The sequence below is a fragment of the Kribbella voronezhensis genome (genome assembly GCF_004365175.1).
GTDB lineage: Bacteria > Actinomycetota > Actinomycetes > Propionibacteriales > Kribbellaceae > Kribbella > Kribbella voronezhensis.
The window spans coordinates 4,732,179-4,755,047 of record NZ_SOCE01000001.1 but is presented as its reverse complement, the minus strand read 5'-3'; the positions used below and the strand labels follow the sequence as shown (position 1 = coordinate 4,755,047).

At 66.9% G+C, this 22,869-nt stretch carries 34 protein-coding genes; 4 read left to right on the top strand and 30 right to left on the bottom strand.

What is annotated here, in order from left to right; genetic code table 11:
• Positions 1 to 6 precede the first annotated feature (6 nt).
• Together rpsI and rplM are read right to left on the bottom strand one after the other, a co-directional pair.
• Entirely contained in the window at positions 7 to 528 is a 522-nt protein-coding gene (gene rpsI / locus EV138_RS22295) for a 30S ribosomal protein S9 (RefSeq protein ID WP_112243120.1), read from the bottom strand.
• Positions 529 to 565: 37 nt separating this feature from the next.
• Complete coding sequence (gene rplM / locus EV138_RS22290) at positions 566 to 1,009, bottom strand: 50S ribosomal protein L13 (protein ID WP_112243122.1); 444 nt, start codon at positions 1,007 to 1,009, stop codon at positions 566 to 568.
• Positions 1,010 to 1,313: 304 nt separating this feature from the next.
• On the opposite strand from rplM, the gene EV138_RS22285 reads away from it, so the two are divergent.
• Positions 1,314 to 2,600, top strand: coding sequence for a citrate synthase (locus EV138_RS22285; RefSeq protein WP_238158285.1), 1,287 nt, complete (start codon positions 1,314 to 1,316; stop codon positions 2,598 to 2,600).
• A 73-nt stretch (positions 2,601 to 2,673) separates the two neighbouring features.
• Here the strand turns inward: EV138_RS22285 and EV138_RS22280 are convergent, their stop codons facing one another.
• Positions 2,674 to 3,129 carry a nuclear transport factor 2 family protein gene (locus EV138_RS22280; protein ID WP_133980738.1) on the bottom strand — a complete coding sequence of 152 codons (456 nt, stop codon included), beginning with the start codon at positions 3,127 to 3,129 and terminating at the stop codon, positions 2,674 to 2,676.
• A 106-nt stretch (positions 3,130 to 3,235) separates the two neighbouring features.
• Here EV138_RS22280 and EV138_RS22275 point away from each other — a divergent pair, with 106 nt between their 5' ends.
• Together EV138_RS22275 and EV138_RS22270 are read left to right on the top strand one after the other, a co-directional pair.
• Positions 3,236 to 3,811 (top strand): TetR/AcrR family transcriptional regulator, encoded by a 576-nt coding sequence (locus tag EV138_RS22275; protein WP_133980737.1) that lies wholly within the window; start codon positions 3,236 to 3,238, stop codon positions 3,809 to 3,811.
• Positions 3,808 to 4,842, top strand: coding sequence for a glycoside hydrolase family 18 protein (locus tag EV138_RS22270; protein ID WP_133980736.1), 1,035 nt, complete (start codon positions 3,808 to 3,810; stop codon positions 4,840 to 4,842). Before EV138_RS22275 ends, EV138_RS22270 begins: the two co-directional genes overlap by 4 nt.
• Here the strand turns inward: EV138_RS22270 and EV138_RS22265 are convergent.
• The 13 genes from EV138_RS22265 to EV138_RS22205 all read right to left on the bottom strand — a co-directional run bounded on the left by EV138_RS22265 (position 4,839) and on the right by EV138_RS22205 (position 13,827).
• Positions 4,839 to 6,521, bottom strand: coding sequence for an ABC-F family ATP-binding cassette domain-containing protein (locus EV138_RS22265; RefSeq protein ID WP_133980735.1), 1,683 nt, complete (start codon positions 6,519 to 6,521; stop codon positions 4,839 to 4,841). The genes EV138_RS22270 and EV138_RS22265 overlap by 4 nt on opposite strands.
• Positions 6,522 to 6,568: 47 nt before the next feature.
• On the bottom strand, positions 6,569 to 7,333 hold the full coding sequence (locus EV138_RS22260; protein ID WP_133980734.1) for a hypothetical protein: 765 nt from the start codon (positions 7,331 to 7,333) through the stop codon (positions 6,569 to 6,571).
• On the bottom strand, positions 7,326 to 7,853 hold the full coding sequence (locus EV138_RS22255; protein ID WP_232828439.1) for a SigE family RNA polymerase sigma factor: 528 nt from the start codon (positions 7,851 to 7,853) through the stop codon (positions 7,326 to 7,328). The genes EV138_RS22260 and EV138_RS22255 overlap by 8 nt, the downstream gene beginning before the upstream one ends.
• Positions 7,854 to 7,869: 16 nt before the next feature.
• On the bottom strand, positions 7,870 to 8,490 hold the full coding sequence (locus EV138_RS22250) for a class I SAM-dependent methyltransferase (protein ID WP_133980733.1): 621 nt from the start codon (positions 8,488 to 8,490) through the stop codon (positions 7,870 to 7,872).
• Positions 8,483 to 9,295, bottom strand: coding sequence for a tRNA pseudouridine(38-40) synthase TruA (gene truA / locus EV138_RS22245; protein WP_133980732.1), 813 nt, complete (start codon positions 9,293 to 9,295; stop codon positions 8,483 to 8,485). Before truA ends, EV138_RS22250 begins: the two co-directional genes overlap by 8 nt.
• A gap of 96 nt (positions 9,296 to 9,391) precedes the next feature.
• Positions 9,392 to 10,105 (bottom strand): 50S ribosomal protein L17, sunset domain variant, encoded by a 714-nt coding sequence (gene rplQ, locus EV138_RS38675; protein ID WP_133980731.1) that lies wholly within the window; start codon positions 10,103 to 10,105, stop codon positions 9,392 to 9,394.
• A 50-nt stretch (positions 10,106 to 10,155) separates the two neighbouring features.
• Positions 10,156 to 11,181, bottom strand: a complete 1,026-nt coding sequence (locus tag EV138_RS22235) for a DNA-directed RNA polymerase subunit alpha (RefSeq protein ID WP_112243143.1) — start codon at positions 11,179 to 11,181, stop codon at positions 10,156 to 10,158.
• Positions 11,182 to 11,284: 103 nt separating this feature from the next.
• Positions 11,285 to 11,893, bottom strand: coding sequence for a 30S ribosomal protein S4 (gene rpsD / locus EV138_RS22230; RefSeq protein ID WP_133980730.1), 609 nt, complete (start codon positions 11,891 to 11,893; stop codon positions 11,285 to 11,287).
• A gap of 24 nt (positions 11,894 to 11,917) precedes the next feature.
• Positions 11,918 to 12,325 (bottom strand): 30S ribosomal protein S11, encoded by a 408-nt coding sequence (gene rpsK / locus EV138_RS22225; protein ID WP_012923659.1) that lies wholly within the window; start codon positions 12,323 to 12,325, stop codon positions 11,918 to 11,920.
• A 44-nt stretch (positions 12,326 to 12,369) separates the two neighbouring features.
• Entirely contained in the window at positions 12,370 to 12,741 is a 372-nt protein-coding gene (gene rpsM / locus EV138_RS22220) for a 30S ribosomal protein S13 (RefSeq protein ID WP_012923660.1), read from the bottom strand.
• Positions 12,742 to 12,928: 187 nt separating this feature from the next.
• Complete coding sequence (gene rpmJ, locus EV138_RS22215; protein ID WP_008361054.1) at positions 12,929 to 13,042, bottom strand: 50S ribosomal protein L36; 114 nt, start codon at positions 13,040 to 13,042, stop codon at positions 12,929 to 12,931.
• 29 nt (positions 13,043 to 13,071) lie between these two features.
• Positions 13,072 to 13,293, bottom strand: coding sequence for a translation initiation factor IF-1 (gene infA / locus EV138_RS22210; RefSeq protein ID WP_012923661.1), 222 nt, complete (start codon positions 13,291 to 13,293; stop codon positions 13,072 to 13,074).
• Positions 13,294 to 13,488: 195 nt separating this feature from the next.
• Positions 13,489 to 13,827: a winged helix-turn-helix transcriptional regulator gene (locus tag EV138_RS22205; RefSeq protein WP_133980729.1), complete on the bottom strand. Its 339-nt coding sequence runs from the start codon at positions 13,825 to 13,827 to the stop codon at positions 13,489 to 13,491.
• Positions 13,828 to 13,918: 91 nt separating this feature from the next.
• Between EV138_RS22205 and EV138_RS22200 the strand changes: the two genes are divergently transcribed.
• A complete protein-coding gene (locus tag EV138_RS22200) occupies positions 13,919 to 14,803 on the top strand; it encodes an NAD(P)-dependent oxidoreductase (protein WP_133980728.1) in 885 nt (294 codons plus the stop codon).
• Here EV138_RS22200 and EV138_RS22195 read toward each other — a convergent pair.
• The 14 genes from EV138_RS22195 to rplX all read right to left on the bottom strand — a co-directional run bounded on the left by EV138_RS22195 (position 14,787) and on the right by rplX (position 22,868).
• Positions 14,787 to 15,545 (bottom strand): type III secretion system chaperone family protein, encoded by a 759-nt coding sequence (locus EV138_RS22195; protein WP_238158284.1) that lies wholly within the window; start codon positions 15,543 to 15,545, stop codon positions 14,787 to 14,789. The genes EV138_RS22200 and EV138_RS22195 overlap by 17 nt on opposite strands.
• A gap of 80 nt (positions 15,546 to 15,625) precedes the next feature.
• The gene (locus EV138_RS22190; protein ID WP_133980727.1) at positions 15,626 to 16,078 is read right to left on the bottom strand and encodes a DUF1707 SHOCT-like domain-containing protein; all 453 of its coding nucleotides are present in this window, start codon (positions 16,076 to 16,078) and stop codon (positions 15,626 to 15,628) included.
• A gap of 82 nt (positions 16,079 to 16,160) precedes the next feature.
• The gene (gene map, locus EV138_RS22185) at positions 16,161 to 16,985 is read right to left on the bottom strand and encodes a type I methionyl aminopeptidase (RefSeq protein ID WP_133980726.1); all 825 of its coding nucleotides are present in this window, start codon (positions 16,983 to 16,985) and stop codon (positions 16,161 to 16,163) included.
• A 6-nt stretch (positions 16,986 to 16,991) separates the two neighbouring features.
• Complete coding sequence (locus EV138_RS22180) at positions 16,992 to 17,564, bottom strand: adenylate kinase (protein WP_133980725.1); 573 nt, start codon at positions 17,562 to 17,564, stop codon at positions 16,992 to 16,994.
• Positions 17,564 to 18,865, bottom strand: a complete 1,302-nt coding sequence (gene secY / locus EV138_RS22175; RefSeq protein WP_112243157.1) for a preprotein translocase subunit SecY — start codon at positions 18,863 to 18,865, stop codon at positions 17,564 to 17,566. Before secY ends, EV138_RS22180 begins: the two co-directional genes overlap by 1 nt.
• Positions 18,866 to 18,998: 133 nt before the next feature.
• Positions 18,999 to 19,439, bottom strand: coding sequence for a 50S ribosomal protein L15 (gene rplO, locus EV138_RS22170; RefSeq protein WP_133980724.1), 441 nt, complete (start codon positions 19,437 to 19,439; stop codon positions 18,999 to 19,001).
• Between the two features lies 1 nt (position 19,440).
• Positions 19,441 to 19,623, bottom strand: coding sequence for a 50S ribosomal protein L30 (gene rpmD / locus EV138_RS22165; protein ID WP_020388092.1), 183 nt, complete (start codon positions 19,621 to 19,623; stop codon positions 19,441 to 19,443).
• Complete coding sequence (gene rpsE, locus EV138_RS22160; RefSeq protein ID WP_112243161.1) at positions 19,623 to 20,222, bottom strand: 30S ribosomal protein S5; 600 nt, start codon at positions 20,220 to 20,222, stop codon at positions 19,623 to 19,625. Before rpsE ends, rpmD begins: the two co-directional genes overlap by 1 nt.
• Before the next feature lie 33 nt (positions 20,223 to 20,255).
• Positions 20,256 to 20,639, bottom strand: coding sequence for a 50S ribosomal protein L18 (gene rplR, locus EV138_RS22155; RefSeq protein ID WP_112243163.1), 384 nt, complete (start codon positions 20,637 to 20,639; stop codon positions 20,256 to 20,258).
• 2 nt (positions 20,640 to 20,641) lie between these two features.
• Positions 20,642 to 21,184, bottom strand: coding sequence for a 50S ribosomal protein L6 (gene rplF / locus EV138_RS22150; RefSeq protein ID WP_133980723.1), 543 nt, complete (start codon positions 21,182 to 21,184; stop codon positions 20,642 to 20,644).
• A gap of 27 nt (positions 21,185 to 21,211) precedes the next feature.
• Positions 21,212 to 21,619 carry a 30S ribosomal protein S8 gene (gene rpsH / locus EV138_RS22145; RefSeq protein WP_112243167.1) on the bottom strand — a complete coding sequence of 136 codons (408 nt, stop codon included), beginning with the start codon at positions 21,617 to 21,619 and terminating at the stop codon, positions 21,212 to 21,214.
• Positions 21,620 to 21,716: 97 nt separating this feature from the next.
• A complete protein-coding gene (locus tag EV138_RS22140) occupies positions 21,717 to 21,902 on the bottom strand; it encodes a type Z 30S ribosomal protein S14 (protein ID WP_012923674.1) in 186 nt (61 codons plus the stop codon).
• Position 21,903: 1 nt separating this feature from the next.
• Entirely contained in the window at positions 21,904 to 22,476 is a 573-nt protein-coding gene (gene rplE, locus EV138_RS22135) for a 50S ribosomal protein L5 (protein ID WP_112243169.1), read from the bottom strand.
• Positions 22,476 to 22,868 carry a 50S ribosomal protein L24 gene (gene rplX, locus EV138_RS22130; protein WP_112243171.1) on the bottom strand — a complete coding sequence of 131 codons (393 nt, stop codon included), beginning with the start codon at positions 22,866 to 22,868 and terminating at the stop codon, positions 22,476 to 22,478. The genes rplE and rplX overlap by 1 nt, the downstream gene beginning before the upstream one ends.
• Position 22,869 lies beyond the last annotated feature (1 nt).

Below are 22,869 nucleotides of genomic sequence, written 5' to 3'. Positions count from 1 at the left end.
AGGAAATCAGCGCTTGCTGTACTGCGGAGCCTTACGGGCCTTCTTGAGACCGGCCTTCTTACGCTCCTTGATCCGCGCGTCGCGGCTGAGCAGACCGGCCTTCTTCAGACCCGGCCGGTTCGCCTCTTCGTCGGCGGCGTTCAGGCAGCGGGCGATCCCCAGCTGCAGCGCACCGGCCTGGCCGGTGATGCCGCCGCCGTTGATCCGCGCGATCACGTCGTACGAACCCTCGAGACCGGCAACCACGAACGGCTCGTTCACGTGCTGCTGGTGCACCTTGTTCGGGAAGTACACGTCGATCGGCTTGCCGTTGACGGTGATGTTGCCCGTCCCCGGAATGAGGCGGACGCGAGCGACGGCCTCCTTGCGGCGACCGGTCGCACCGGCCGGGTTGATCACCGCGACGCGACCGGACTCGGCGCGCTGCTCCGGAGTCGGGTTCGTCTCGGAGGTGTAGGCGACCGGGCCCTCGGTGTCGATGGGGACCTCGGTGTCGAAGTCTTCGGTCTCGGTGGTGATGTCGCTCACGCTGGGAATCCTCGTTTAACTGGCTCGTCGACCGCTACTACTGAGCGATCTGGGTGATCTCGAAAGGCTTCGGCTGCTGGGCGCTGTGCGGGTGCTCCGGGCCGGCGTACACCTTCAGCTTGCTGAGCAGCTTCCGGCTCAGACGGTTCTTCGGCAGCATGCCCCAGACAGCCTTCTCGACGGCCTTGCGAGGGTCCTTCTCGAGGATCTCGCCGACCGGTGTAGCGGTCAGACCACCCGGGTGACCCGAGTGGCGGTAGGCCAGCTTGTCGGTCCGCTTGTTGCCGGACAGGGCGATCTTGGAGGCGTTGATGACGACCACGAAGTCACCGCCGTCCACGTGCGGCGCGAACGTCGGCTTGTGCTTGCCGCGCAGCAGGGTGGCGATCTGGACGGCGAGCCGACCGAGCACGACGTCGGTGGCGTCGATCACATGCCACTCACGGGTGACGTCAGCAGGTTTCGGGCTGTACGTGCGCACGGTCGTTGACCTTCGTTTCTCAGAGGTTGACAAAACAGATACAGACGTCGGCGAGCGGCCCGCCATACCCCAACTCCTACCGGGGACAGGCCTAGAAACGCACAACGACAGCCCAGAATACCGGCGCGGGAGCCTTTGGGTCAAAGTGAGCCCAGGCCAGCTGGGGACCCCGGCTTGGAACGAGCTGAGGACCGCACTAGTTTAGCGGTGAAGATTGAAGTCCGATCCGCGTCCCGCCGGCGACGATGACCCTCACTCACGGGGCTTTCCTCGGGCGATGACGCCAGCTTGCGAAGAGGGCATTGTGACCGAACAGTCGCTCACCGTCCGGGACAACCGGACCGGCAAGGACTACGACCTTGCCATCACCGATGGCACCATCCGCGCCGCCGATCTCAAGCAGATCAGCGCGGCCGAGGGAGACGGTGGCCTGGCCACCTACGACCCCGGCTTCGTCAACACCGCCTCCACCCGGTCCTCCGTCACGTTCATCGACGGCGACAAGGGCATCCTAGAGTACCGCGGCTACCCGATCGAGCAGCTCGCCGAGCAGTCCAACTACCTCGAAGTGGCGTACCTGCTGGTGAACGGCAAGCTGCCGAACAAGGCGGAGTACGAAGCCTGGGTGCATGACGTGACGTATCACACGTTCGTGCACGAGAACCTGAAGACCTTCATGCAGGGCTTCCGGTACGACGCGCACCCGATGGGGATGCTGCTGGCCTCGGTCGGCGCGCTGTCCACCTTCTACCCGGAGTCGCGCGACATCTTCGACGAGGAGTCGCGGGCGCTGCAGATCCGCCGGCTGATCGCGAAGATGCCGACGCTGGGCGCCTTCTCCTTCCGGCACGCGCAGGGCAAGCCGTACGTCTACCCCGACAACGAGCTCAGCTACGCGGCCAACTTCCTGTCGATGCTGTTCAAGATGAGCGAGCCGAAGTACGCCGCCGACGACCGTCTGGTGCGCGCGCTGGAGATCCTGTTCATCCTGCACGCCGACCACGAGCAGAACGCTTCCACCAACGCGGTCCGGGCGATCGGCTCGACCCAGGTCGACCCGTACTCCGCGGTCACCGGTGGCATCGCCGCGCTCTACGGCCCGCTGCACGGCGGCGCCAACGAGGCGGTGCTGAAGATGCTGCGCCGGATCGGCTCGGTCGACAACGTGCCGTCGTTCATCGAGGGCGTGAAGGCCGGCGAGGAACGGCTGATGGGCTTCGGCCACCGGGTCTACAAGAACTACGACCCGCGCGCCAAGATCATCAAGAAGGCCGCCGACGACGTGTTCGAGGTGACGGGCATCAACCCGCTGCTGAAGATCGCCGTCGAGCTCGAGAAGATCGCGCTGGAGGACGAGTACTTCGTCTCCCGCAAGCTCTACCCGAACGTGGACTTCTACTCCGGCCTGATCTACGAGGCGCTGCAGTTCCCGCCGGAGATGTTCACCGTGCTGTTCGCCATCCCGCGGACGTCGGGCTGGCTGGCCCAGTGGGCGGAGTCGCTCGGCGACAGCGACCAGAAGATCGCCCGCCCGAAGCAGATCTACACCGGCGAGCGCGGCGTCCAGTACGTCCCCATGGGCGACCGCTGACCCAGTAAGCATTGGAACGACCCCGGTCCGGGTGCAAGGCCTCGGACCGGGGTCGTTTTTGCGCTTCTGGCAACTACGACGCGGCGGGTTCGCCGAGCGGTTCCCGCAGTACTGCGATCAATTCGTCCAGCCGGCCACGAGCGCGGGACATCGCGATGTGGTCGAGATAGTCGCGGGACTCGACGATCAGTCCGTCGCGGATCCGCAGGACGAAGATGCAGGGCACGGTGAACGGTTCGCCGGTCTCGATCACGGTGCCGGCGTAGTCGAACTCGGCCACGATCACCTCCGGATCCTTGGTCTCGTGGATCTGGAGATTGGCCGGCTCGAAGCGGATGGCGGCGCCGGCCCGCGGCCCTACCGCGCCGAAGTGCTCGCGCAGCGCCTGCCGGGAAAGCAGTGGTTTCTCCCCGTACGGCGAGAACGGGTGCCGCACGTCGGTCTGTTCGGCGTACAGGTCGGGCAGTTCGTCGTACCGGCGGTCGCAGACGCCGTGGACCAGTTGCAGGAACACCTCGGTGGGAGTCATACGCGGAACCCTTCTCGTGGTTAAACGGAGTAGCGACTCCGAATATATGGAGTAGCGACTCCGTTTACAACTTCTCGACGGACATCGGCGTCTCCTACGCTGTGCGGTGACCAAGGAGGCGTGGCTGGTGCGAGCTGATGCGCAGGACAACCGGAACCGGATCCTGGCGGCCGCCGAGGAAATCTTCGGCCGGACGCCCGGTGCCTCCACCGAGGACGTCGCCAAGCAGGCCGGGGTGGGGATCGGCACGGTATTCCGGCACTTCCCGACCAAGGTCGAACTGCTCGAGGCGGTCCTCACCGTGCGGCTGGAACGACTGCGAGACCGCGCCACCGAACTCGCCGACGAGCCGGATGCCGGTGCCGCCTTCTACGGGTTCTTCAGTCAGGTGGTCGCCGAGGCGTCGACCAAGCTCGCGATCTCTGAGGCGCTGGTCGCTTCGGGGTCCGCGGCCGGCGAAACGGCGAGGAGCGCGGGCGCGGGAATGCGGGAGGCGTTCGGGAAGTTGCTCAGCCGCGCGCAGCAGAGCAACGCAGTACGGGCCGATGCCGACTTCCCCGAGGTGTATGCCTTGCTGATCGGCGCATCCCGCGGCGCGACGGCTGCCGGACTCGACCCGGCCGTCCGGGACAAGATGCTCGACATCCTGTACGACGGACTTCGCCCGGCGCCGACCGGATGAGGCAGCGCTGGCGAGCTTGGTCGCGCCGTCGCCGGATCCTCTTCGTCCTCGCGATCGCCTTCCTGCTGGCGATTCCGGTGCCACTCGGACTACACGCCGCGTCACTCCGAATCTCGTACTCCGGTGAGCCGTCGAGCGAAGCAAGAACTCGCGGCCAGGACGCGCTGTGGCTCGGCCATGCCTGGGTCGACGGCCGTAAGACGCAGGCCGACATCACCGCCCTCGCCAAACAACTCGAGGGCACCGGCATCCGCGATCTCTACGTGCACACAGGGCCGCTGGAGCACGACGGATCCTTGCCGTTGGCAACCGTTGCGCCGAAGGCCACCTGGTTCCTCGATGCCGTCCACCGGGCGATGCCGAACGTCCGCGTGCAGGCCTGGCTCGGCGACGTCGTGCTGCCGCAGAAGAATCCCGGCATGGACCTCGACGACGCGGCCGTCCGTGACCGCGTGACCGCATCCTCCTCGCAGGTGCTCGACGAAGGCTTCGACGGCATCCACTTCGACCTGGAACCCTTGCAGTCCGGCTCCGAGAGCTTCCTCGCCCTGCTCGATCAGGTGCACGCGATGACCAAGACCCGCGGCGTACCGCTGTCGGTCGCCGCCGCACAACTCAACCCGCGGCCCGGCATGAACGGCGTACTGGTCGCGCTCACCGGCCAGAGCAAGTGGTGGTCCAAGCAGTACTTCGGCGAGGTCGCCCGCCGGGTCGAGCAGATCGCGGTGATGTCGTACGACACCGCGATGCCACTCGAATCCCTGTACGGCGGCTTCGTTGCCCAGCAGACCGAAATGGCGCTGGCCGCGACCCCACCCGGCACCGACCTGTTGATTGGACTACCCGCGTACTACGAGAACGACATGTCCCACCGCGGATCGGCCGAGACCGTCGCTGCCGCTGTTCGCGGCGCCCGCCTCGGCCTCGGCAAATCGACCCGGCAGAACTTCGGCCTGGCCCTGTACGTCGACTTCGCCGCGACCCCCGAACACTGGGCCGCCTATCGCGACGGCTGGTGCCTCAACGATTAACGAGCGCGTTCCACCCGGCCCTCGTCCCAGATCGGGGTCGGGGACTCGTAGACCGAACCGTCGCTGCCGAAGACCAGGTAGCGGTCGAAGCCGCGGGAGAACCAGCGGTCGTGGGTGACCGCGAGCACCGTTCCGTCGAAGGAGTCCAGGCCTTCCTCCAGCGCCTCGGCAGACTCCACGTCCAGGTTGTCCGTCGGCTCGTCGAGCAGCAGCAAGGTAGCGCCCGACAACTCCAGCAGCAGGATCTGGAACCGCGCCTGCTGCCCGCCCGACAAGCTGTCGAAGGTCTGCTCGGCGGCGTGCGCCAGCTCGTACCGGTCGAGCTTGCGCGACGCCAGCTCGCGGCCCATCCCCTCGCGGTGGTCGTCGCCGCGGTGCAGGATCTCCAGCAGCGTCCGGCCGACCAGCTCCGGGTGCTCGTGCGTCTGCGCGAACCAGCCGGGCCGGACCCGTGCGCCCAGCTTGACGTTGCCGGTGTGCGCGACCGGTTTGATCGGCACGTCGCCGACCGGCTGGTGCTCGATGTCCGGATCCGTTCCACCATTGGCGAGCAGCCGCAGGAAGTGCGACTTGCCGGAACCGTTCGAACCCAGGACGGCCACGCGTTCGCCGTACCAGACCTCCAGGTCGAACGGCTTCATCAGGCCGGTCAGCTCGAGCCCGGTCGCAACGACGGCGCGCTTGCCGGTGCGGCCGCCGGTGAGCCGCATGCTGACCTTCTGCTCGCGCGGGATCGCCTGCGGCGGCCCGGCCTCCTCGAACTTGCGCAGCCGCGTCTGGGCGGCCTTGTAGCGCGAGGCGAGGCCGTCGTTGTACGCCGCCTTCTGCTTGTACATCAGCACCAGGGCTTTGAGTTTGGCGTGCTCCTCGTCCCACCGGCGACGCAGCTCCTCGAACCGTTCGAACCGGTGCTTGCGGGCCTCGTGGTACGTCTTGAAGCCACCGCCGTGCGTCCAGATGGTGTTGCCTGCGGCACCTAGTTCGACGGTGACGATCCGGGTCGCGGTGTTGGCCAGCAACTCGCGGTCGTGGCTGATGTAGAGCACGGTCTTCTGGGTGGCGTTGAGCTGCTCCTCGAGCCAGCGCTTCGCCGGTACGTCGAGGTAGTTGTCCGGCTCGTCCAGCATCAGCACCTCGTCGGGGCCGCGCAGCAGCGCTTCCAGGACGAGGCGTTTCTGCTCACCGCCCGACAAGGTCTTCACCTCACGCCAGCGGCAGTTGTCGTACGGGATGCCGAGCGCCGAGGTCGTACAGACGTCCCAGAGCACCTCGGCGTCGTAGCCGCCGACCTCGCCCCAGTCCGCGACCGCCTGGGCATAACGCAACTGGGTCTTCTCGTCGTCGGCCTCCATCATCGCCAGCTCGGCCTGATCGAGCTTGACGGCGGCCTCCTGTACCGCGGCCGGCGCGACCCCGAGGAGCAGATCGCGGACCGTCGAGGAGTCGCGGACCGAGCCGACGAACTGGCGCATCACCCCGAGTCCGCCGGACCGCGCGATGCTGCCGCTGTGCGGCTTCAGGTCGCCCGCGATGATCCTGGTCAGCGTGGTCTTACCGGAACCGTTCGCCCCGACCAGGGCCACCTTGGCCCCGTCCCCGACCCGGAAGGTGATGTCGTCCAGCAACACCCGCCCGTCCGGCAACTCGAACCCGATTCCGGCGACATCCACGTGACCCATGCCCACCAGTCTGACCGGCAGTTCGCGGTACGGCGAACGGTTATGCCCTACCAGCCCTTCAGGTGGTCCAGGTAGATCCCGCCGGCGGGGCGAACAGTGCCCTTCATGAACAACTTGAGCGGTGCCGCGTACAGCCCGAACGTCCGCGAGCCGGTGAAGAACCCGACCGACGCGCACCCGTCGTACGCGACCCAGATCTCCCGCTGTCCCCGCGAGGTGTCGAACCGGAGCACGATCGCCTCCTTGGCGCGGGCCGACGGGGCGCACTTGAACACCGGAAGGTCCGGATTGCGCTCCGGCAGCACCTTGATCGCATCGACCACCTGCTGCGCTGTGTCGGCGTTGAAGCCCGCCGAGCCCAGCAGCATCGGGTCACCCGGGGAAATGCGGTAGCGGCACGCCTGGAGCCCGTACACGGGCTGTTCTACGTCGAGGCCGGTGCCCGGCGGCACCGCCTCCGGCCCGGGAGCTGTCTCGATCGGATGGCTCTGCGGGCACGCCGTGCCGCTGTCCTCGCTAGGTGCCTGAGGACTGTCGCTGAGCGGACCACTGCCCTCGGCGGCCGCCTTGCTGTCGCCGGCGCTGGTGGAGACCGGTGACGGCCCACCAATGGCGCCCCAGACGCCCCCGATCGACACTGCGACCACTACAGTCGCCGCAGCGATGATCAGCGTCTGCCGCCGACGACGAACCCTGCCGCGGGCGATCCGGGCCATTCCCTGCGAGCGGAAGCCGCGCGCCGAGTCCGCCTTGGTCTGGAAGGCGTCTGCGATCTTGGGGCCGAGTTCCTGCTCTGGTTCGTGCTCAGGCATCCTCGGCTCCTTCCTTGCTCAGTGTGTCCTTCAGTGACGCCAATGCCCTGTGTACATGCGACCTGGCCGTCGCTTCGGCGCAGTGGAGCAGCCCTGCGATCTCGGCGTACGAGAGCTCTTCGTAGAAGCGCAGTACGACGGCTGCTCGCTGCTTGTCCGGCAGTGTCGAGCAGAGAGCCCAGACGGCCTCCGCGTCGGCCCTGGCGGCAGCACCGTCGACACTGGGCGGCGCTGTCCGGGTGGGCTCCGCAGCGGGTGCCTCGCGGCGCCGGAAGCGACGCCACCACGAGATGTGCGCATTGACCACCATCCGCTTCACGTACGCCTCTGGGTCGTCTGCACGGCTGACCCGCCCCCAGCGGGCGCAGGCCGTCGTCAGGGCGTCCTGGACGGCGTCCTCAGCCAGGGAGGTGTCACCGGTCAGCACATAGGCGAACCGCAGCAGGGCGTCGACCCGCTCCGTCACGAACAACTCGAAGTCGGGTGCGCCTGCCTCGGTTCCTGTCTCTGCCGCCGCCAAGGCCGCCTCCATACCCTCAGGACGGTGTCGCGGCCTGGTTCGTTGCAGTGACTTTCAGGACCCGGAATCCCTTGGCGCTGGCCGTCCGCTCGCACGGGTAGCCCTGCTCACCCAGCCACTTCTGCAGCGAGTCCGCGCCGAGGTTCTTGCCGACCACCAGCCAGGCCACGCCCTGCGGGGCGAGCCGGGCCAGCCAGTGCAGCAGCATCTTGTGCAGTTCCGGCTTGCCGATGTGGATCGCCGGGTTCGACCAGATCTCGTCGAACCGTACGTCTTCCGGTACGCCGTCCGTCAGCACCGGGTGCACGCGGTCGCCGACACCGGCCGCCTTCGCGTTCTCCGCGGTGAGTTCGAGGGCTCTGGAGTTCACGTCCACGGCCCAAACCTGCGCATCGGGCGCCTCCACCGCGATGGCCACGGCGATCGGGCCGTACCCGGTGCCCAGGTCGAGGACGGTGTGGCTCCCGGTCGGCGGCGGCACCTCGCGAAGCAGCACCGACGTACCGAGGTCCAGGCGATCCCGGGAGAACACGCCGGTCGCTGTGGTGAAGGTGTACTCCTTGCCCCAGATCCGCGCCTGCACAGCACGGCGTACGTCGGCTGAGGTGGGCTCTGCCGAGAAGTAGTGGTCAGCCACGCTGGTGCACCTCTCCCCTGACCTGGCGGGACTCCTGCGCCCGCTTGGCCAGTTCTTCGTCTGCTGGGTATCGCACTTCTTCCAGGGTCAGCCCATGCGCGGGCATCACGGTCACTGCCGAGTCCCGCACTCCAGCGGCGAGCACTGCGCCCGGCCAATCCACCTCACGCCGCCCGTCGCCGACAGGGATCACTGAACCGACCAGGGCTCGCACCATCGAATGACAGAAGGCATCAGCGATCACCGTGCCCTCCAGCAAGCCCGGTGCCACTCTGTCCCAACTGAAGGCCAGCAGGGCTCGCACAGTGCTCGCACCCTCGCGCTTCTTGCAGAAGGCAGCGAAGTCGTGCTCGCCCAGCAGCTTGGTGGCGGCCTCGTTCATCCGGTCCACGTCGAGTGGCCGGCCTACTCGCAGTACTTCCTTGCGGCGCAGGGGATCCCAGGCCGCTGGTTCGTCGCAGACGCGGTAGACGTAGCGCCGGGCAACGGCCGAGAACCTGGCGTCGAAGCCTTCCGGCGCCACCGCGACCGCCGTCACCGCGACGTCCTCGGGCAGTACGCCGTTGAGCCGCCTCAGCAGCTCGCGGGTCGGCATGTCCGTCTCCAGGTCGACATGGGTGACCTGGCCGCGGGCGTGCACGCCCGTGTCGGTTCTGCCGGCGCAGGTAATCATCGGAGGCTCCGCGATCCGCAGTACGGTCCGGAGCGCCTCCTCCAGGGTCTCCTGCACGCTCCTGAGGGCGGTCTGACGGGCCCAGCCGTGGAATCCGGTGCCGTCGTACCTCAGATCAATCCGCAAGCGCACAGCAACCCTTCCAGCTCTGGCAAAAGCCGCTCATTCTAACGCAACAGCGCCCCCGCACTAGAAGTGCAGGGGCGCTGCTGGTGACCAGCAGAGGAGCTACTTGTCCTCGGTCTCGCCGGCCTTCGTGAAGCCGGCGGCCGCGGCGGCCTCCTCGGTGCGGAACCACACCTCGGCCTCGGTCTGGTCGTACCAGGGCGAGTCGGTGGTGTGGTACTTCATCGAGTTCTCGTTGCCCTTGATGTCGAAGCCCTCGGGCGCGGAGCCGTCGGCGTTCGGGGCGGCCGAGTCGGCGCCGAACTTGCCCTCGACGGTGTCCTGGACCTTGGCGTCCTCGGCCGGAGCCTCGGCAGCCTCGTCCTTGGCAGCCTCGTCCTTGGCAGCGGCCTTCTTCGCGGTCGCCTTCTTGGCCGGGGCGGCCTTCTTCGCGGCAGCCTTCGCCTTCGGCGAGTCGGCCAGTGCCTCGACCAGCTCGATCTTCACCATCGGGGCGTTGTCGCCCTTGCGCGGGCCGAGCTTGATGATCCGGGTGTAGCCACCCGGACGGTCCGCGAACCGCTCGCCGATCTCGGTGAACAGCACGTGCACGACGGACTTGTCGCGAATCCGCTTCATCACCTGGCGGCGCGAGTTCAGGTCACCGCGCTTGGCCTTGGTGATCAAGGACTCCGCCAGCGGCTGCAGGCGCTTGGCCTTGGTCGCCGTGGTGGTGATCGCGCCGTGCTCGAACAGCGAGGTGGCCAGGTTGCTGAGGATCAGCTTCTGGTGCGCCGCGCTGCCGCCGAGACGGTTTCCCTTGGTGGGGGTAGGCATTTTCTGTAACTCCAGGAAATCTCAGGCCCGGGTGCGGGCCTTGGATGGGCTCAGTACTGCTCGGTCTCGGCGAAGCTCTCGTCCTCGTCCTCGGCGTCGTCGCCGTACGCCTCGGCGGCTGCGCGCAGGTCGAAGCCGGGGGGCGAGTCCTTCAGCGACAGGCCCATCTCGGCCAGCTTCAGCTTGACCTCGTCGATCGACTTGGAGCCGAAGTTGCGGATGTCCAGCAGGTCCTGCTCGCTGCGCGAGATCAGCTCACCGACGGTGTGGATGCCCTCGCGCTTGAGGCAGTTGTAGGACCGGACGGTCAGCTGCAGGTCCTCGACCGGCAGCGCCAGGTCGGCGGCCATCTGCTCGTCGACCGGCGACGGGCCGATGTCGATGCCCTCGGCCTCGACGTTCAGCTCGCGGGCCAGGCCGAACAGCTCGACCAGGGTCTTACCGGCCGACGCCACGGCGTCGCGCGGCAGCATCGACGGCTTGGTCTCGACGTCGACGACGAGACGGTCGAAGTCGGTGCGCTGCTCGACACGGGTCGCCTCGACCTTGTAGGTGACCTTCAGGACCGGGGAGTAGATCGAGTCGACCGGCATCCGGCCGATCTCGGCGTCCGCGGACTTGTTCTGGATCGCGGACACGTAGCCGCGGCCCCGCTCGACGACCAGCTCCATCTCGAGCCGGCCCTTCTCGTTCAGGGTGGCGATCTTCAGGTCCGGGTTGTGCACCTCGACACCGGCCGGCGGCGCGATGTCGGCGGCGGTGACGTCACCGGGGCCCTGCTTGCGCAGGTACATGGTGACCGGCTCGTCGTGCTCGGAGGAGACGACCAGGTCCTTGAGGTTCAAGATCAGCTGGGTGGCGTCTTCCTTCACCCCGGCGACGGTCGAGAACTCGTGCAGGACACCGTCGACCTTGATGCTGGTGACGGCCGCGCCCGGGATGGACGACAGCAGGGTACGGCGGATGGAGTTGCCGAGGGTGTAGCCGAAGCCCGGCTCGAGCGGCTCGATCACGAACCGCGAGCGGTGCTCGTCGACGACCTCTTCGGCCAGGGTGGGACGCTGCGCAATAAGCACTGGGTGTTCTTCTTTCTGGTTCCGCGACGACCACTATTTGAGGTCGCGAATCGAAGACCGACGATCCGGCCGCCGCGGCGCGAGCCACGGCGGCCGGCGTACGTCAGTTCTTCGAGTAGAGCTCGACGATCAGGTGCTCGGCGACCTGGGTGTCGATCTGTGCCCGGGTGGGCAGCTGGTGCACGAGGATCCGCAGCCGGTCCGGCAGCGCCTCGAGCCAGGCCGGAACCACTCGCTCGGAGTGGGTCTCCCTGGCGATGATGAACGGCGTCGTCTCGGCCGACTTGGCCTTGACGTCGATCACGTCGTGGGCCGCGACCCGGTACGACGGGATGTTCACCTTGATGCCGTTCACGGTGAAGTGACCGTGCACGACGAGCTGACGGGCCTGACGACGCGTCCGGGCCAGACCGGCGCGGTACACGACGTTGTCGAGGCGGGACTCGAGGATGATCAGCAGGTTGTCACCGGTCTTACCAGGACGCCGCGAGGCCTCCTTGTAGTACAGGCTGAACTGCTTCTCGAGTACGCCGTACGCGTAGCGGGCCTTCTGCTTCTCACGAAGCTGGAGCAGATACTCGCTCTCCTTGGGACGGCCGCGGCCGTGCATACCCGGCGGGTACGGACGACGCTCGAACGCCTTGTCGCCACCGACGAGGTCGACCCCGAGACGGCGCGACTTCTTGGTCATGGGTCCGGTGTAACGGGCCATTTTCGCTGCCTACCTTTCTCTGGGTCAGACCCGGCGCCGCTTGGGAGGGCGGCAGCCGTTGTGGGCGGTCGGGGTGACGTCCTGGATGGTGCCGACCTCGAGGCCGACAGCTCCCAGCGAACGGATCGCGGTCTCACGGCCGGAGCCGGGACCCTTCACGAAGACGTCGATCTTGCGCATGCCGTGCTCCATCGCACGCCGGCCGGCAGCCTCGGCTGCCATCTGCGCGGCGAACGGGGTCGACTTGCGCGAACCCTTGAAGCCGACGGTGCCCGCGGAGGCCCACGAGATGACCGCGCCGGTCGGGTCGGTGATCGTCACGATCGTGTTGTTGAACGTGCTCTTGATGTGCGCGTGGCCGGCGGCCACGTTCTTCTTCTCCTTGCGGCGCACCTTCTTCGCGCCGGCCGCTGTGCGGCTCTTGGGAGGCATAGGTCAGTTACTCCTGGAAAGGTCGAGGCTGTGGGTCATCCGGGTCACTTCTTCTTCTTGCCGGCGATCGCCTTACGGCGACCCTTACGGCTGCGGGCGTTGGTCCGCGTGCGCTGACCACGCACCGGCAGGCCGCTGCGGTGCCGGCGACCCTGGTACGACCCGATCTCGATCTTGCGGCGGATGTCCGCGGTCACCTCACGACGGAGGTCACCTTCGATCTTGTAGTTGCCTTCGATCCAGTCGCGGAGCTTGACCAGTTCCTCGTCGCCCAGTTCGTGGACGCGCTTGTCACCGGAGATCCCGGTGGCTTCGAGCGTCTTCAGGGCGCGAGTACGACCTACACCGAAGATGTAGGTGAGAGCGACCTCGATGCGCTTGTCGCGCGGCAGGTCGACCCCTACGAGGCGTGCCATGTGGCGGTGTTCCTTTCGTCGGCAGAGGTGTGGTGGCGCGCTGCGTCCTTGCCCGCCTCGGTGAGTTGTTCACCGGCAAGGCCCCGGCCTCTGTTCCGGGGGCAACATCCAGCGTGGATCCGGTGCTGGACGAGCATGCGCGCTGTGGTGCGAAAGTGCAGGGTGGAGCTTCGAGGTGGGGCTGAAATCAGCCTTGCCGCTGCTTGTGCCGCGGGTTCTCGCAGATCACCATGACCCGGCCGTGACGGCGGATCACCTTGCACTTGTCGCAGATCTTCTTGACGCTCGGATTGACCTTCATCGAGCTTCTTTCTTCGACAGGTGGGCTGGTTACTTGTACCGGTAGACGATGCGACCCCGGGTGAGGTCGTACGGCGACAGCTCCACGACGACCCGGTCCTCGGGGAGGATCCGGATGTAGTGCTGCCTCATCTTGCCGCTGATGTGCGCGAGCACCTTGTGCCCGTTGGACAGCTCAACACGGAACATCGCGTTCGGCAGGGCCTCGACGATGGTGCCCTCGAGTTCGATAACTCCCTCTTTTTTGGGCATGTCCTCGCACTTCTGTAGACAACTGGATGGAAAGTACTACTGGTAGCTCAACACCGCTGAACACCAGCCACCCTCCCGACGGCGCGCAGAAACACGCACATCGAGCAGCCGCGGGCAGCACGATCAGAGGCCACAAAGAGCCAAGGAAAGAGTGTACGCCACCAACCCGCCGGAAACCCAATCGGGCCCAGGCGGTCAGCAACTCCGGGTAGCGGTGAGCTCGTCCAGATGGTCCGCGCCCCAGGCATCCAGCGGCGCGAGAGCGGTGTTCAGGGACTCACCGAGCGCTGTCAGAGAGTACTCGACCTTCGGTGGCACCTGGTGGTAGACCTCCCGGTGCACGATCCGCCGGCTCTCCAGCTCGCGGAGCTGCTGGATCAGCATCTTCTCCGTCACACCGGAGACGTCCTTGCGCAACTCCCCGAACCGTCGCGGCCCATGGTGCAGAGCCCAGAGGATCCGCGGTTTCCACTTCCCACCGATCACATCGGCGGCGGCATCCAGCCCACAGGTGTACGGCGCCATCGTGGCCATCCGCGTCCTCCCACTACTGACTTCCTGGTAAGTACCTGACTATTTAGTAGGTACTTGTCGACTTTAAAGCATCCGGGCAAGTCTGGGACCTATGAAGACCTCTGTCACCGTCCTCGGCCTCGGCGCGATGGGCACCGCCCTCGCCCGCGCCTTCCTGGCCGCCGGCCACCCGACCACGATCTGGAACCGCACCCCCGGCCGCTCCGCCGAACTCGACGACCTCGGCGCCCGCCGGACCGAAGACATCACCGAGGCGGTCACCTCCGCCCAACTGGTGATCGTCTGTCTCCTCGACTACGCCGGCGTCTCCGAAGCACTCCATCCAGCGGCCGCCGCATTGGACGGGCGAGTGCTGGTCAACCTGACCAATGGCACGCCGGCACAAGCCCGCAGTACGGCGGAATGGGCGCGGCAGCACGGGTCGCAGTACGTGGACGGCGGGATCATGGCGGTGCCCTCGATGATCGGCGGTCCGGCCGCCTTCGTGCTCTACAGCGGCTCCGCCAGCGCCTTCGAGCAGCACGAGGCCGCGCTGGCCACACTCGGGCGCGCGACCTATCTGGGCAGTGACCCGGGACTGGCTCCGCTGCACGACATCGCGTTGCTGAGCGGCATGTACGGCATGTTCGCCGGAGCGCTGCAGGCCTACGCGCTCATCGGCAGCGAGAAGGTCTCCCCGAATGCGTTCACCGCGGACCTGCTGGTGCCCTGGCTCACCGCAATGCTCACCTCACTGCCACGGATGGCCGCGGACCTCGAGTACGGCGCGGAGCCGGGTGCGGCCGGATCCAACCTCGCCATGCAGGCGGCCGGATTCGTGAACCTGATCCAGGCGGCCGAGGACCAAGGAGTGAGCGCGGCACTCCTCCGTCCGGTCCAGCGACTCCTGGAAAGCGCCGTTGCTGCTGGACTGGGCGATCAGGACCTGTCTGCCCTGGTCCCCCGACTCGCGACCGAAGTCACTCGGGTGGGTTAGCGGACTCGGGAGGCTGCGCTACTGAGGTGGCGAGCCATTGTTCGCCGGCTTGCCAGACGTGTTCTGGCATCAGGTCGAGGAGGTCGCAGGCGGCGTCCAGGTGCGCCAGCGCAGTACTGGCATCGCGGTACGCCGGGAGGATCGCGACGAACCGGCGTCCTTCACAGCTGAAGCCGAACGGCGGCACCTGGGCCAGCACGTCGACGGCCCGTGGATGCAGGACCTCCACCGCCAGATCCTCGCGACCGTTGAACACCAGGTAGGACTCCGTCGAGCCGTCGATCTCGAGCTTGATCGGCAGCAGGCTCGCGGCGGCGACCGGAGCCAGCGGGGCGGGGAGCACCTGGAGCGGCGGCAGCGGGCGCTCCACTTCCAGATCGAGGAAGTCGAAGCCGAGCCGGCGCCGCCGTACCTGGTGCCGGAACCGGCCGGTCCAGAACTCGCGGCCGCGGTGCCGGCCGGACGTCACGTCGACCACCTCCGCGTTCGGATCCGCGTCGAAGGGCGGGAACGGCCAGCGGTCGCGCACGGCCGGCTCGACCGCACTGAAATGCCAGCCCATCTGCTCGACGACGTCTTCCCAGGCCCGGCGCAACCGCAGTTCGGACCACCGCATCCCCAGCGTGAAGACGACCAGGACGACGAACCAGCCCATCATCATCCAGCCGACCCAGCGCGGCTCCAGCAGCAACCCGGCGATCGCCAACGGGACCGCGATCACGAACCAGAGCACGAAAACCACGGCCGACCCCTGCCGGAACTGCCACACCCAGTCCGGCCGCAGCCGCGACCGGCGGGGGTGGCGACTGACCGGGGCCGCCGTCAACGTCGCTTTCCGAGCTGGCCAATGGCGATGATCGCCCACGGGATCAGCAGCCAGACGGGCCAGAAGTGCGGCCAGTGGCCGCCGTTGCCCAACCCGATCACGAACCAGATGACCACGTTGATCATGACGATGCCGGTGAAGCCGCCCAGGTTGCGCCGGCCGTGCTGCTGCGCCTGCTTGTTCCGCTGCCGTTCGGGGAACTGCCCGGGGGCGGGCGCCGGCGCGACGTCCTGCACGTTCGCCGGGGTCTGGTAGGTCCGGACCGGGGGAAGGTCGCGCACCAGCGGTTCCAGCTCGCCGTACGTCTGGACGGTGTACAGCTGGTCGAGCCGCGAGCTGAACTCGGGCTGGTCCAGCCGGCCGTCGGCGAAGGCGTCGCGCAGCCGGCCGGCGATCTTGTCGCGGTCGGCCTCGGTGAAACGCTGGTGGGGCTGGTACTGACTGGGCATGTCTCAAGTGTGCCTCAGCCCGGGAGCGCACCGCGTCCCCCGACGGACGGACCCCGGCGTAGTACTCCCATACGCTCCTGCGTCAGTCGGCCAGCGGACCGAAGGTGACGCCGAGCTCCTTGAGCTTCGCCTCACCGCCGTCGAGGGCGGTCAGAACCCACGGACCCTGCGGGGTCAACGTGAACGTGTGCTCGGTGTGCGCAGCGACCGTGCCGTCATCGGTGACGACGGTCCAGTCGTCCTCGAGTGTGTGATTGTCCTGCTTGCCGAGGGTGAGCATCGGCTCCACCGCGAGTGCGAGCCCCTCGACCAGCTTGGGACCCCGGCCGGCCTTGCCGTAGTTCGGCACGTTCGGCGGCTGGTGCATCGCCGACCCGATCCCGTGCCCGACGAAGTCCTCGACGATCCCGTACGACGAGTTGGCGCGTACGTGCTGCTCGACGGCAGCCGAGATGTCGGTCAGCCGGCCACCGAGCCGGGCGGCCGCGAAGCCGCGCCACATCGACTCCTCGCAGATCCGGGCCAGCTCGAGCAGCTCGGGAGCCGTTTCGCCGACACCGACGGTGATCGCCGCGTCGCCGTGCCAGCCGTTCACGATCGCGCCACAGTCGATCGAGATCAGGTCGCCCTCTGCCAGCACCCGGTCACCGGGGATGCCGTGCACGATCTCGTCGTTCACCGACGCGCAGATCGAGCCGGTGAAGCCGTGATAGCCCTTGAACGACGGTGTCGCGCCGGCCGACCGGATGCTGTCCTCGGCGATCGCGTCCAGGTCGCCGGTGGTGATGCCGGGCCGGACCTCGGAGCGGAGCAGTTCGAGGGTGCGGCCGACCACGAGGCCGGCCGCACGCATCGCGACGATCTGTTCGCGGGTCTTCAGTTCGATCCCGCGGTCCTTGAAAATCACCGCAGGTCACTCGGTCAGTGACTTGAGGGCGGCCAGCACGCGCTCGCTGACCTCGTCGATCTCGCCCACGCCGTCGACCTCGACCAGCAGGCCGCGCTGGGCGTACACCTGCAGCAGCGGCTTGGTCTCGGCGGCGTACACGTCCTGACGGTGCCGGACGACCTCTTCGGAGTCGTCCGCCCGGCCGTCGGTCTTGGCCCGGCGCAGCATCCGGTCCACCAGCACGTCGGTGTCGGCGATCAGCGCGACCACGGCGTCGAGCTTGTGGCCGTGCTCGGCCAGGATGTCGTCCAGGGTGCCGACCTGGGGCAGGGTGCGGGGGTACCCGTCGAGCAGGAACCCCTCCCCCGCGTCCGCGTCGGAGAGCCGGTCGCGCACCATCGCATTGGTGACCTCGTCCGGCACGTAGTTGCCCGCGTCCATGTAGCGCTTCGCCTCGAGCCCCAGCGGGGTCTCGTCCTTGACGTTCGCACGGAAGATGTCGCCGGTGGAAACAGCCGGGATGCCGAGCCGGTCCGCAAGCACCTTTGCCTGCGTACCCTTACCCGCCCCGGGCGGACCCATCAGCAACATTCTCATCAGCGCAGGAACCCTTCGTAGTTACGCTGCTGCAGCTGACTCTCGATCTGCTTCACCGTGTCCAGTCCGACGCCGACCATGATCAGGATCGACGTTCCACCGAACGGGAAGTTCTGGCTGGCGTTCAAGAGCACCAGGGCGACCAACGGGATCATCGAGATCACCGCGAGGTAGATCGCCCCCGGCAGCGTGATGCGGGACAGGACGTAGGAGAGGTACTCCTCGGTCGGCCGGCCCGCCCGGATCCCGGGGATGAAGCCGCCGTACTTCTTCATGTTGTCTGCAACTTCCTTCGGATTGAAGGTAATCGAGACATAGAAGTACGTGAAGAAGATGATGAGGGCGACATACGTCACCATGTAGATCGGGTGATCGCCCTTGACCAGGTTGCCCTGGATCCACTGGGCCCATTTCTCCTGCGATTTGAACTGGCTGACCAGCACCGGCAGATAGAGCAGGCTCGAGGCGAAGATGACCGGGATGACGCCGGCCTGGTTCACCTTCAGCGGGATGTAGGTGGAGGTGCCGCCGAACATCTTCCGGCCGACCATGCGCTTGGCGTACTGGACCGGGATCCGGCGCTGCGCCTGCTCGATGAAGATGACGGCCGCCATGATCACCAGGCCGATGGCGAGCACGACGATGAAGGTGCCGATGCCCTTCTGCTTGCGGATGTTCCACAGCTGCGTCGGGAAGGTGGCGACGATCTGGGTGAAGATCAGGATCGACATGCCGTTGCCGACACCACGGTCGGTGATCAGCTCACCGAGCCACATGATCACGCCGGTACCGGCGGTCATCGTGAGCACCATCACCACGACGGTGAACCACTTGTCGTTGTGCAGCAGCGGCTCCTGGCAGCTCGGGAAGAGCCGGCCGGGGGTGCGCGCCAGCGCCACGAACGCGGTCGCCTGCAGGATCGCCAGGCCGACGGTGAGGAACCGGGTGTACTGGGTGATCTTGGTCTGCCCCGCCTGGCCTTCCTTCTTCAGCGACTCCAGCCGCGGGATGACCACGGTGAGCAGCTGCAGAATGATGCTGGCGGTGATGTACGGCATGATGCCCAGCGCGAAGACCGCGAGCTGGAGCAGCGCCCCACCGGAGAACAGGTTGATCAGGTTGTACAGGTTCGCGTTCTGACCCGACGTGGCTGCTTTCAGACACGTGTTCAGCGACTTGACGTTGACGCCAGGCGCCGGCACGACCGAACCGATCCGGAAGATCACGACAATGAAGAGCACGAACAAGATCTTCCGGCGCAGGTCCGGAGTCTTGAACGCGTTGGCAAAGGCGCCTAACACCCTGTCCTCCCACAAGTTTCCCGTGCCCGGTCAGGGCAGGGGCCTAGCAAAGCAGCTGGGCAAGAGACGAACCAGGGCTCGTCCGAACTCCAGCGTGACAATAACAAACGCTGGCTCGCACGAGCCCTGGCACTCACACCTCGGTGGTGGTTCCCCCGGCCGCCGCGATCTTCTCCTTGGCGGACTTCGAGAACTTGTGAACCGAAACCTGCAGTGCAACGGTAAGCTCGCCGTCGCCCAGCACCTTCACCGGGAGACTGGGCCGGACCGCACCCTTGGCGACCAGGTCGGCAACGCCGATCTCGCCACCTTCGGGGAAGAGCTGTCCGAGCTTGTCCAGGTTAACGACCTGGAACTCCACTCGGTTCCTGCTCTTGAAGCCCTTCAGCTTCGGCAGCCGCATGTGCAGCGGCATCTGACCACCCTCGAAGCCTTCGGGGATGTTGTTGCGGGCCTTGCTGCCCTTGGTACCGCGGCCGGCCGTCTTGCCCTTGCTGCCCTCACCACGACCCACACGGGTCTTGGCGGTCTTGGCTCCGGGCGCCGGACGCAGGTGATGAACCTTGAGCGTCATGTCAGTCAACCTCTTCGACGGTGATGAGGTGGCGAACCGCACGCACCATGCCGCGAACCTCGGGCTTGTCCTCGTGGACGGCGGTGTCGCCGATCCGCTTGACGCCCAGGGTGCGCAGCGTGTCGCGCTGGTTCTGCTTGCCACCGATGCCGGAACGGGTCTGGGTCACCTTCAAGCGTGCCATCAGGATGCGACCTCCGCCCGCGCCTTCAGCAGAGCCGCCGGAGCGACGTGCTCGACCGGCATGCCGCGACGTGCGGCCACGGCCTCCGGGGTCTCCAGGGCCTGCAGCGCGGCCACCGTGGCGTGCACCACGTTGATCGCGTTCGAGGACCCCAGCGACTTGCTCAGGATGTCGTGGATCCCGGCGCACTCCAGTACCGCGCGCGCCGAACCACCCGCGATCACACCGGTACCGGGAGCGGCCGGACGCAGCATGACAACGCCTGCGGCCTTCTCGCCCTGGACCGGGTGCGGGATGGTGCCCTGGATCCTCGGCACCTTGAAGAATGCCTTCTTGGCCTCCTCGACACCCTTGGCGATCGCCGCGGGCACCTCCTTGGCCTTTCCGTACCCCACACCGACGGTGCCTTCACCGTCGCCGACGACCACGAGGGCGGTGAAGCTGAAGCGACGACCACCCTTCACGACCTTGGCAACACGGTTGATGGCTACCACGCGCTCGATGTAGGCGGTCTTGTCAGCTGCCTGACCGCGACCACCGTCACGGCCACGGCGCTCACCACCGGCGCCGCCTCCGCGACGCTGCTGGCCTCCGCTCATTTCGAACTACCTTCTTCCTTTTGTGTCGCCATGTCAGAAGCCGAGGCCGCCCTCACGGGCGGCGTCGGCCAGGGCCGCGATCCGGCCGTGGTACTTGTTCCCGGCCCGGTCGAAGACGACCGAGTCGATACCGGCGGCCTTGGCGCGGTCGGCGATGAGCCCACCCACGGTCTTGGCCTTGTCCGTCTTGTTCGCCTCCGCGCCCCGCAGGTCCGACTCCATCGTGGAGGCCGAGACCAGGGTGACGCCGGCGACGTCGTCGATGACCTGAGCGAACAGGTGCTTCGAGGACTTGCTGACCACCAGGCGCGGCCGGTCGGCCGTGCCGTTGACCTTCTTACGGACGCGGATCTGACGACGCAGCCGGGAAGAGGTCTTCTTGGCGGAGTGCTTGTTGTGGCGCAATCCGATCGCCATGGTTACTTACCAGCCTTTCCGACCTTGCGGCGCACCTGCTCGCCCGCGTACCGCACACCCTTGCCCTTGTAGGGCTCAGGCTTGCGCAGCTTGCGGATGTTCGCGGCGACCTCACCGACCGACTGCTTGTCGATTCCCTGCACCGAGAACTTGGTCGGCGACTCCACCACGAAGGTGATGCCTTCCGGCGCCTCCACCGTGATGGTGTGGCTGTAGCCGAGCGAGAACTCCAGCGTGCCCGGGCCCTTGGACAGGACGCGGTAACCGACGCCGACGATCTCGAGCTTCTTCTCGTAGCCGTCCGTCACGCCGGTCACCAGGTTGGCGATCAGGGTGCGGGACAGGCCGTGCAGTTCCTTGCTCTTGCGCTGGTCGTCCGGACGCGAGACGGCGATGGTGCCGTCCTCGTCGCGACCGACCACGATGGGCTCCGCAACAACGTGCGAGAGCTGACCCTTGGGGCCCTTCACGGTGACCGTCTGGCCGTCGATCGTGACGTCGACGCCGGACGGGACCGTGATCGGGAGCTTACCGATGCGAGACATGAGAGTGGTCCTCCTTCCGGTTCTTCGTCACCAGACGTAGGCGAGGACTTCCCCGCCAACGCCCTTGTGCTTGGCCTGCCGGTCCGTCAGCAATCCCTGCGACGTCGAGATGATCGCGACGCCGAGGCCACCGAGCACCTTGGGCAGGTTGGTCGACTTCGCGTACACCCGCAGACCGGGCTTGCTGATCCGCCGGACACCGGCGATCGAGCGCTCGCGGCTCGGACCGAACTTCAGGTCCACCACGAGGGTCTTGCCGACGGTGCCCTCCTTGGGCTCCTCGACCTTGTAGGAGGAGATGTAACCCTCCTGCTGAAGGATGTCGGCAATGCCCTGCTTGATCTTGCTGTACGGCATCTGGGTCGACTCGTGATACGCCTGGTTGGCGTTGCGCAGACGTGTCAGCATGTCTGCGATCGGGTCGGTCATCGTCATGGCCTGGGGCCTCTTTCCCGCCGTGGTTTCGCCGGCCGGCGACCTACGGTGACTAGATGGTGGTTGGAGAAAAGATCGGTGCTGGAGAAGCGGTGGGTCACCAGCTGGACTTGGTGACGCCGGGCAGCTCGCCCCGGTGCGCCATCTCCCGCAGGCAGATCCGGCACAGGCCGAACTTGCGGAAGACGGCCTTGGGCCGGCCGCAGCGCTGGCAACGGGTGTAACCGCGCACCGCGAACTTCGGCTTCCGGGCCTGCTTGACCTTGAGTGCTGTCTTCGCCACGTCAGTTCTCCTTGAACGGGAAGCCGAGCTGCCGCAGCAGCGCGCGCCCCTCGTCGTCGTTCTTGGCGGTGGTCACCACGGTGATGTCCATCCCGCGGACCCGGTCGATCCGGTCCTGGTTGATCTCGTGGAACATCACCTGCTCGGTCAGACCGAAGGTGTAGTTCCCGTTGCCGTCGAACTGCTTCGCCGACAGGCCACGGAAGTCACGGATCCGGGGCAGCGCCAAGGCGAGCAGCCGGTCCAGGAACTCCCACATCCGGTCGCCGCGCAGCGTGACGTGCGCACCGATCGGCATGCCTTCGCGCAGCTTGAACTGCGCGATCGACTTGCGGGCCTTGGTCACCGACGGCTTCTGGCCGGTGATCGCGGCCAGGTCCTTGATCGCGCCGTCGATCAGCTTCGAGTCGCGAGCCGCCTCGCCGACGCCCATGTTCACCACGATCTTGGTGAGGCCGGGCACCTGCATGACGTTGTCGAACTGGAACTCGTCGCGCAGCTTGGCGACGATCTCCTCGCGGTACTTGGTCTTCAGCCGCGGCTGAACCTTGGTCTCGGTTGCCGTAGCAGTCATCAGATCTCCTCGCCGGTGCGGCGCGAGATACGCACGCTGCGGAACCCGGTGTACGTCGAACCGTCGGGGCGCCGCTTCTGCACCTCGACGCGGTTGTAGCCGACGCGCGTGGTGACCTTGACCTTCTTGCCATCCGCGTCGGTGGTCTCGACGAGCAGCATCACGTTGGAGACGTGGATCGGGGCTTCCTGGGTGACGATGCCACCCGTCGTGCCGCCGCGCTGGGCCTGCTGCACCTTGGTGTGCTTCTTGACCCGGTTCACGCCTTCGACGATGACCTTCTCGGCCTCGGGCAACACCGAGATGATCTTGCCCTCGTGACCCTTGGACTTACCGGCGATCACGCGAACGAGATCACCCTTCTTCACATGCAGCTTCTTCTGGGCTGCCATC

Coding starts and splice junctions, on each gene's coding strand:
- EV138_RS22280 (WP_133980738.1), bottom strand. CDS start 3,129: ATGACTCCCACCGAGGTGTTCCTGCAACTGGTCCACGGCGTCTGCGAC.
- EV138_RS22260 (WP_133980734.1), bottom strand. CDS start 7,333: ATGCCTGAGCACGAACCAGAGCAGGAACTCGGCCCCAAGATCGCAGAC.
- rplE (WP_112243169.1), bottom strand. CDS start 22,476: ATGACTGCTACGGCAACCGAGACCAAGGTTCAGCCGCGGCTGAAGACC.
- EV138_RS22205 (WP_133980729.1), bottom strand. CDS start 13,827: ATGGCCACGATGGCGCCGTACACCTGTGGGCTGGATGCCGCCGCCGAT.
- EV138_RS22180 (WP_133980725.1), bottom strand. CDS start 17,564: ATGAGAATGTTGCTGATGGGTCCGCCCGGGGCGGGTAAGGGTACGCAG.
- EV138_RS22270 (WP_133980736.1), top strand. CDS start 3,808: ATGAGGCAGCGCTGGCGAGCTTGGTCGCGCCGTCGCCGGATCCTCTTC.
- rpmD (WP_020388092.1), bottom strand. CDS start 19,623: ATGGCACGCTTGAAGGTGACCCAGACCCGTTCCGGCATCGGTGGCAAG.
- EV138_RS22265 (WP_133980735.1), bottom strand. CDS start 6,521: ATGGGTCACGTGGATGTCGCCGGAATCGGGTTCGAGTTGCCGGACGGG.
- EV138_RS22190 (WP_133980727.1), bottom strand. CDS start 16,078: ATGCCCAGTCAGTACCAGCCCCACCAGCGTTTCACCGAGGCCGACCGC.
- rpsM (WP_012923660.1), bottom strand. CDS start 12,741: ATGGCACGCCTCGTAGGGGTCGACCTGCCGCGCGACAAGCGCATCGAG.
- rplX (WP_112243171.1), bottom strand. CDS start 22,868: ATGGCAGCCCAGAAGAAGCTGCATGTGAAGAAGGGTGATCTCGTTCGC.
- rpsK (WP_012923659.1), bottom strand. CDS start 12,325: ATGCCTCCCAAGAGCCGCACAGCGGCCGGCGCGAAGAAGGTGCGCCGC.
- infA (WP_012923661.1), bottom strand. CDS start 13,293: ATGCCCAAAAAAGAGGGAGTTATCGAACTCGAGGGCACCATCGTCGAG.
- rplF (WP_133980723.1), bottom strand. CDS start 21,184: ATGTCTCGCATCGGTAAGCTCCCGATCACGGTCCCGTCCGGCGTCGAC.
- rplQ (WP_133980731.1), bottom strand. CDS start 10,105: ATGCCTACCCCCACCAAGGGAAACCGTCTCGGCGGCAGCGCGGCGCAC.
- rpsD (WP_133980730.1), bottom strand. CDS start 11,893: ATGGCCCGTTACACCGGACCCATGACCAAGAAGTCGCGCCGTCTCGGG.
- rpsH (WP_112243167.1), bottom strand. CDS start 21,619: ATGACGATGACCGACCCGATCGCAGACATGCTGACACGTCTGCGCAAC.
- rplO (WP_133980724.1), bottom strand. CDS start 19,439: ATGACGCTCAAGGTTCATCACCTGCGTCCGGCGCCCGGAGCCAAGACC.
- rpsE (WP_112243161.1), bottom strand. CDS start 20,222: ATGAGCGGAGGCCAGCAGCGTCGCGGAGGCGGCGCCGGTGGTGAGCGC.
- rpmJ (WP_008361054.1), bottom strand. CDS start 13,042: ATGAAGGTCAATCCGAGCGTCAAGAAGATCTGCGACAAGTGCAAGGTG.
- EV138_RS22200 (WP_133980728.1), top strand. CDS start 13,919: ATGAAGACCTCTGTCACCGTCCTCGGCCTCGGCGCGATGGGCACCGCC.
- rplR (WP_112243163.1), bottom strand. CDS start 20,639: ATGGCGATCGGATTGCGCCACAACAAGCACTCCGCCAAGAAGACCTCT.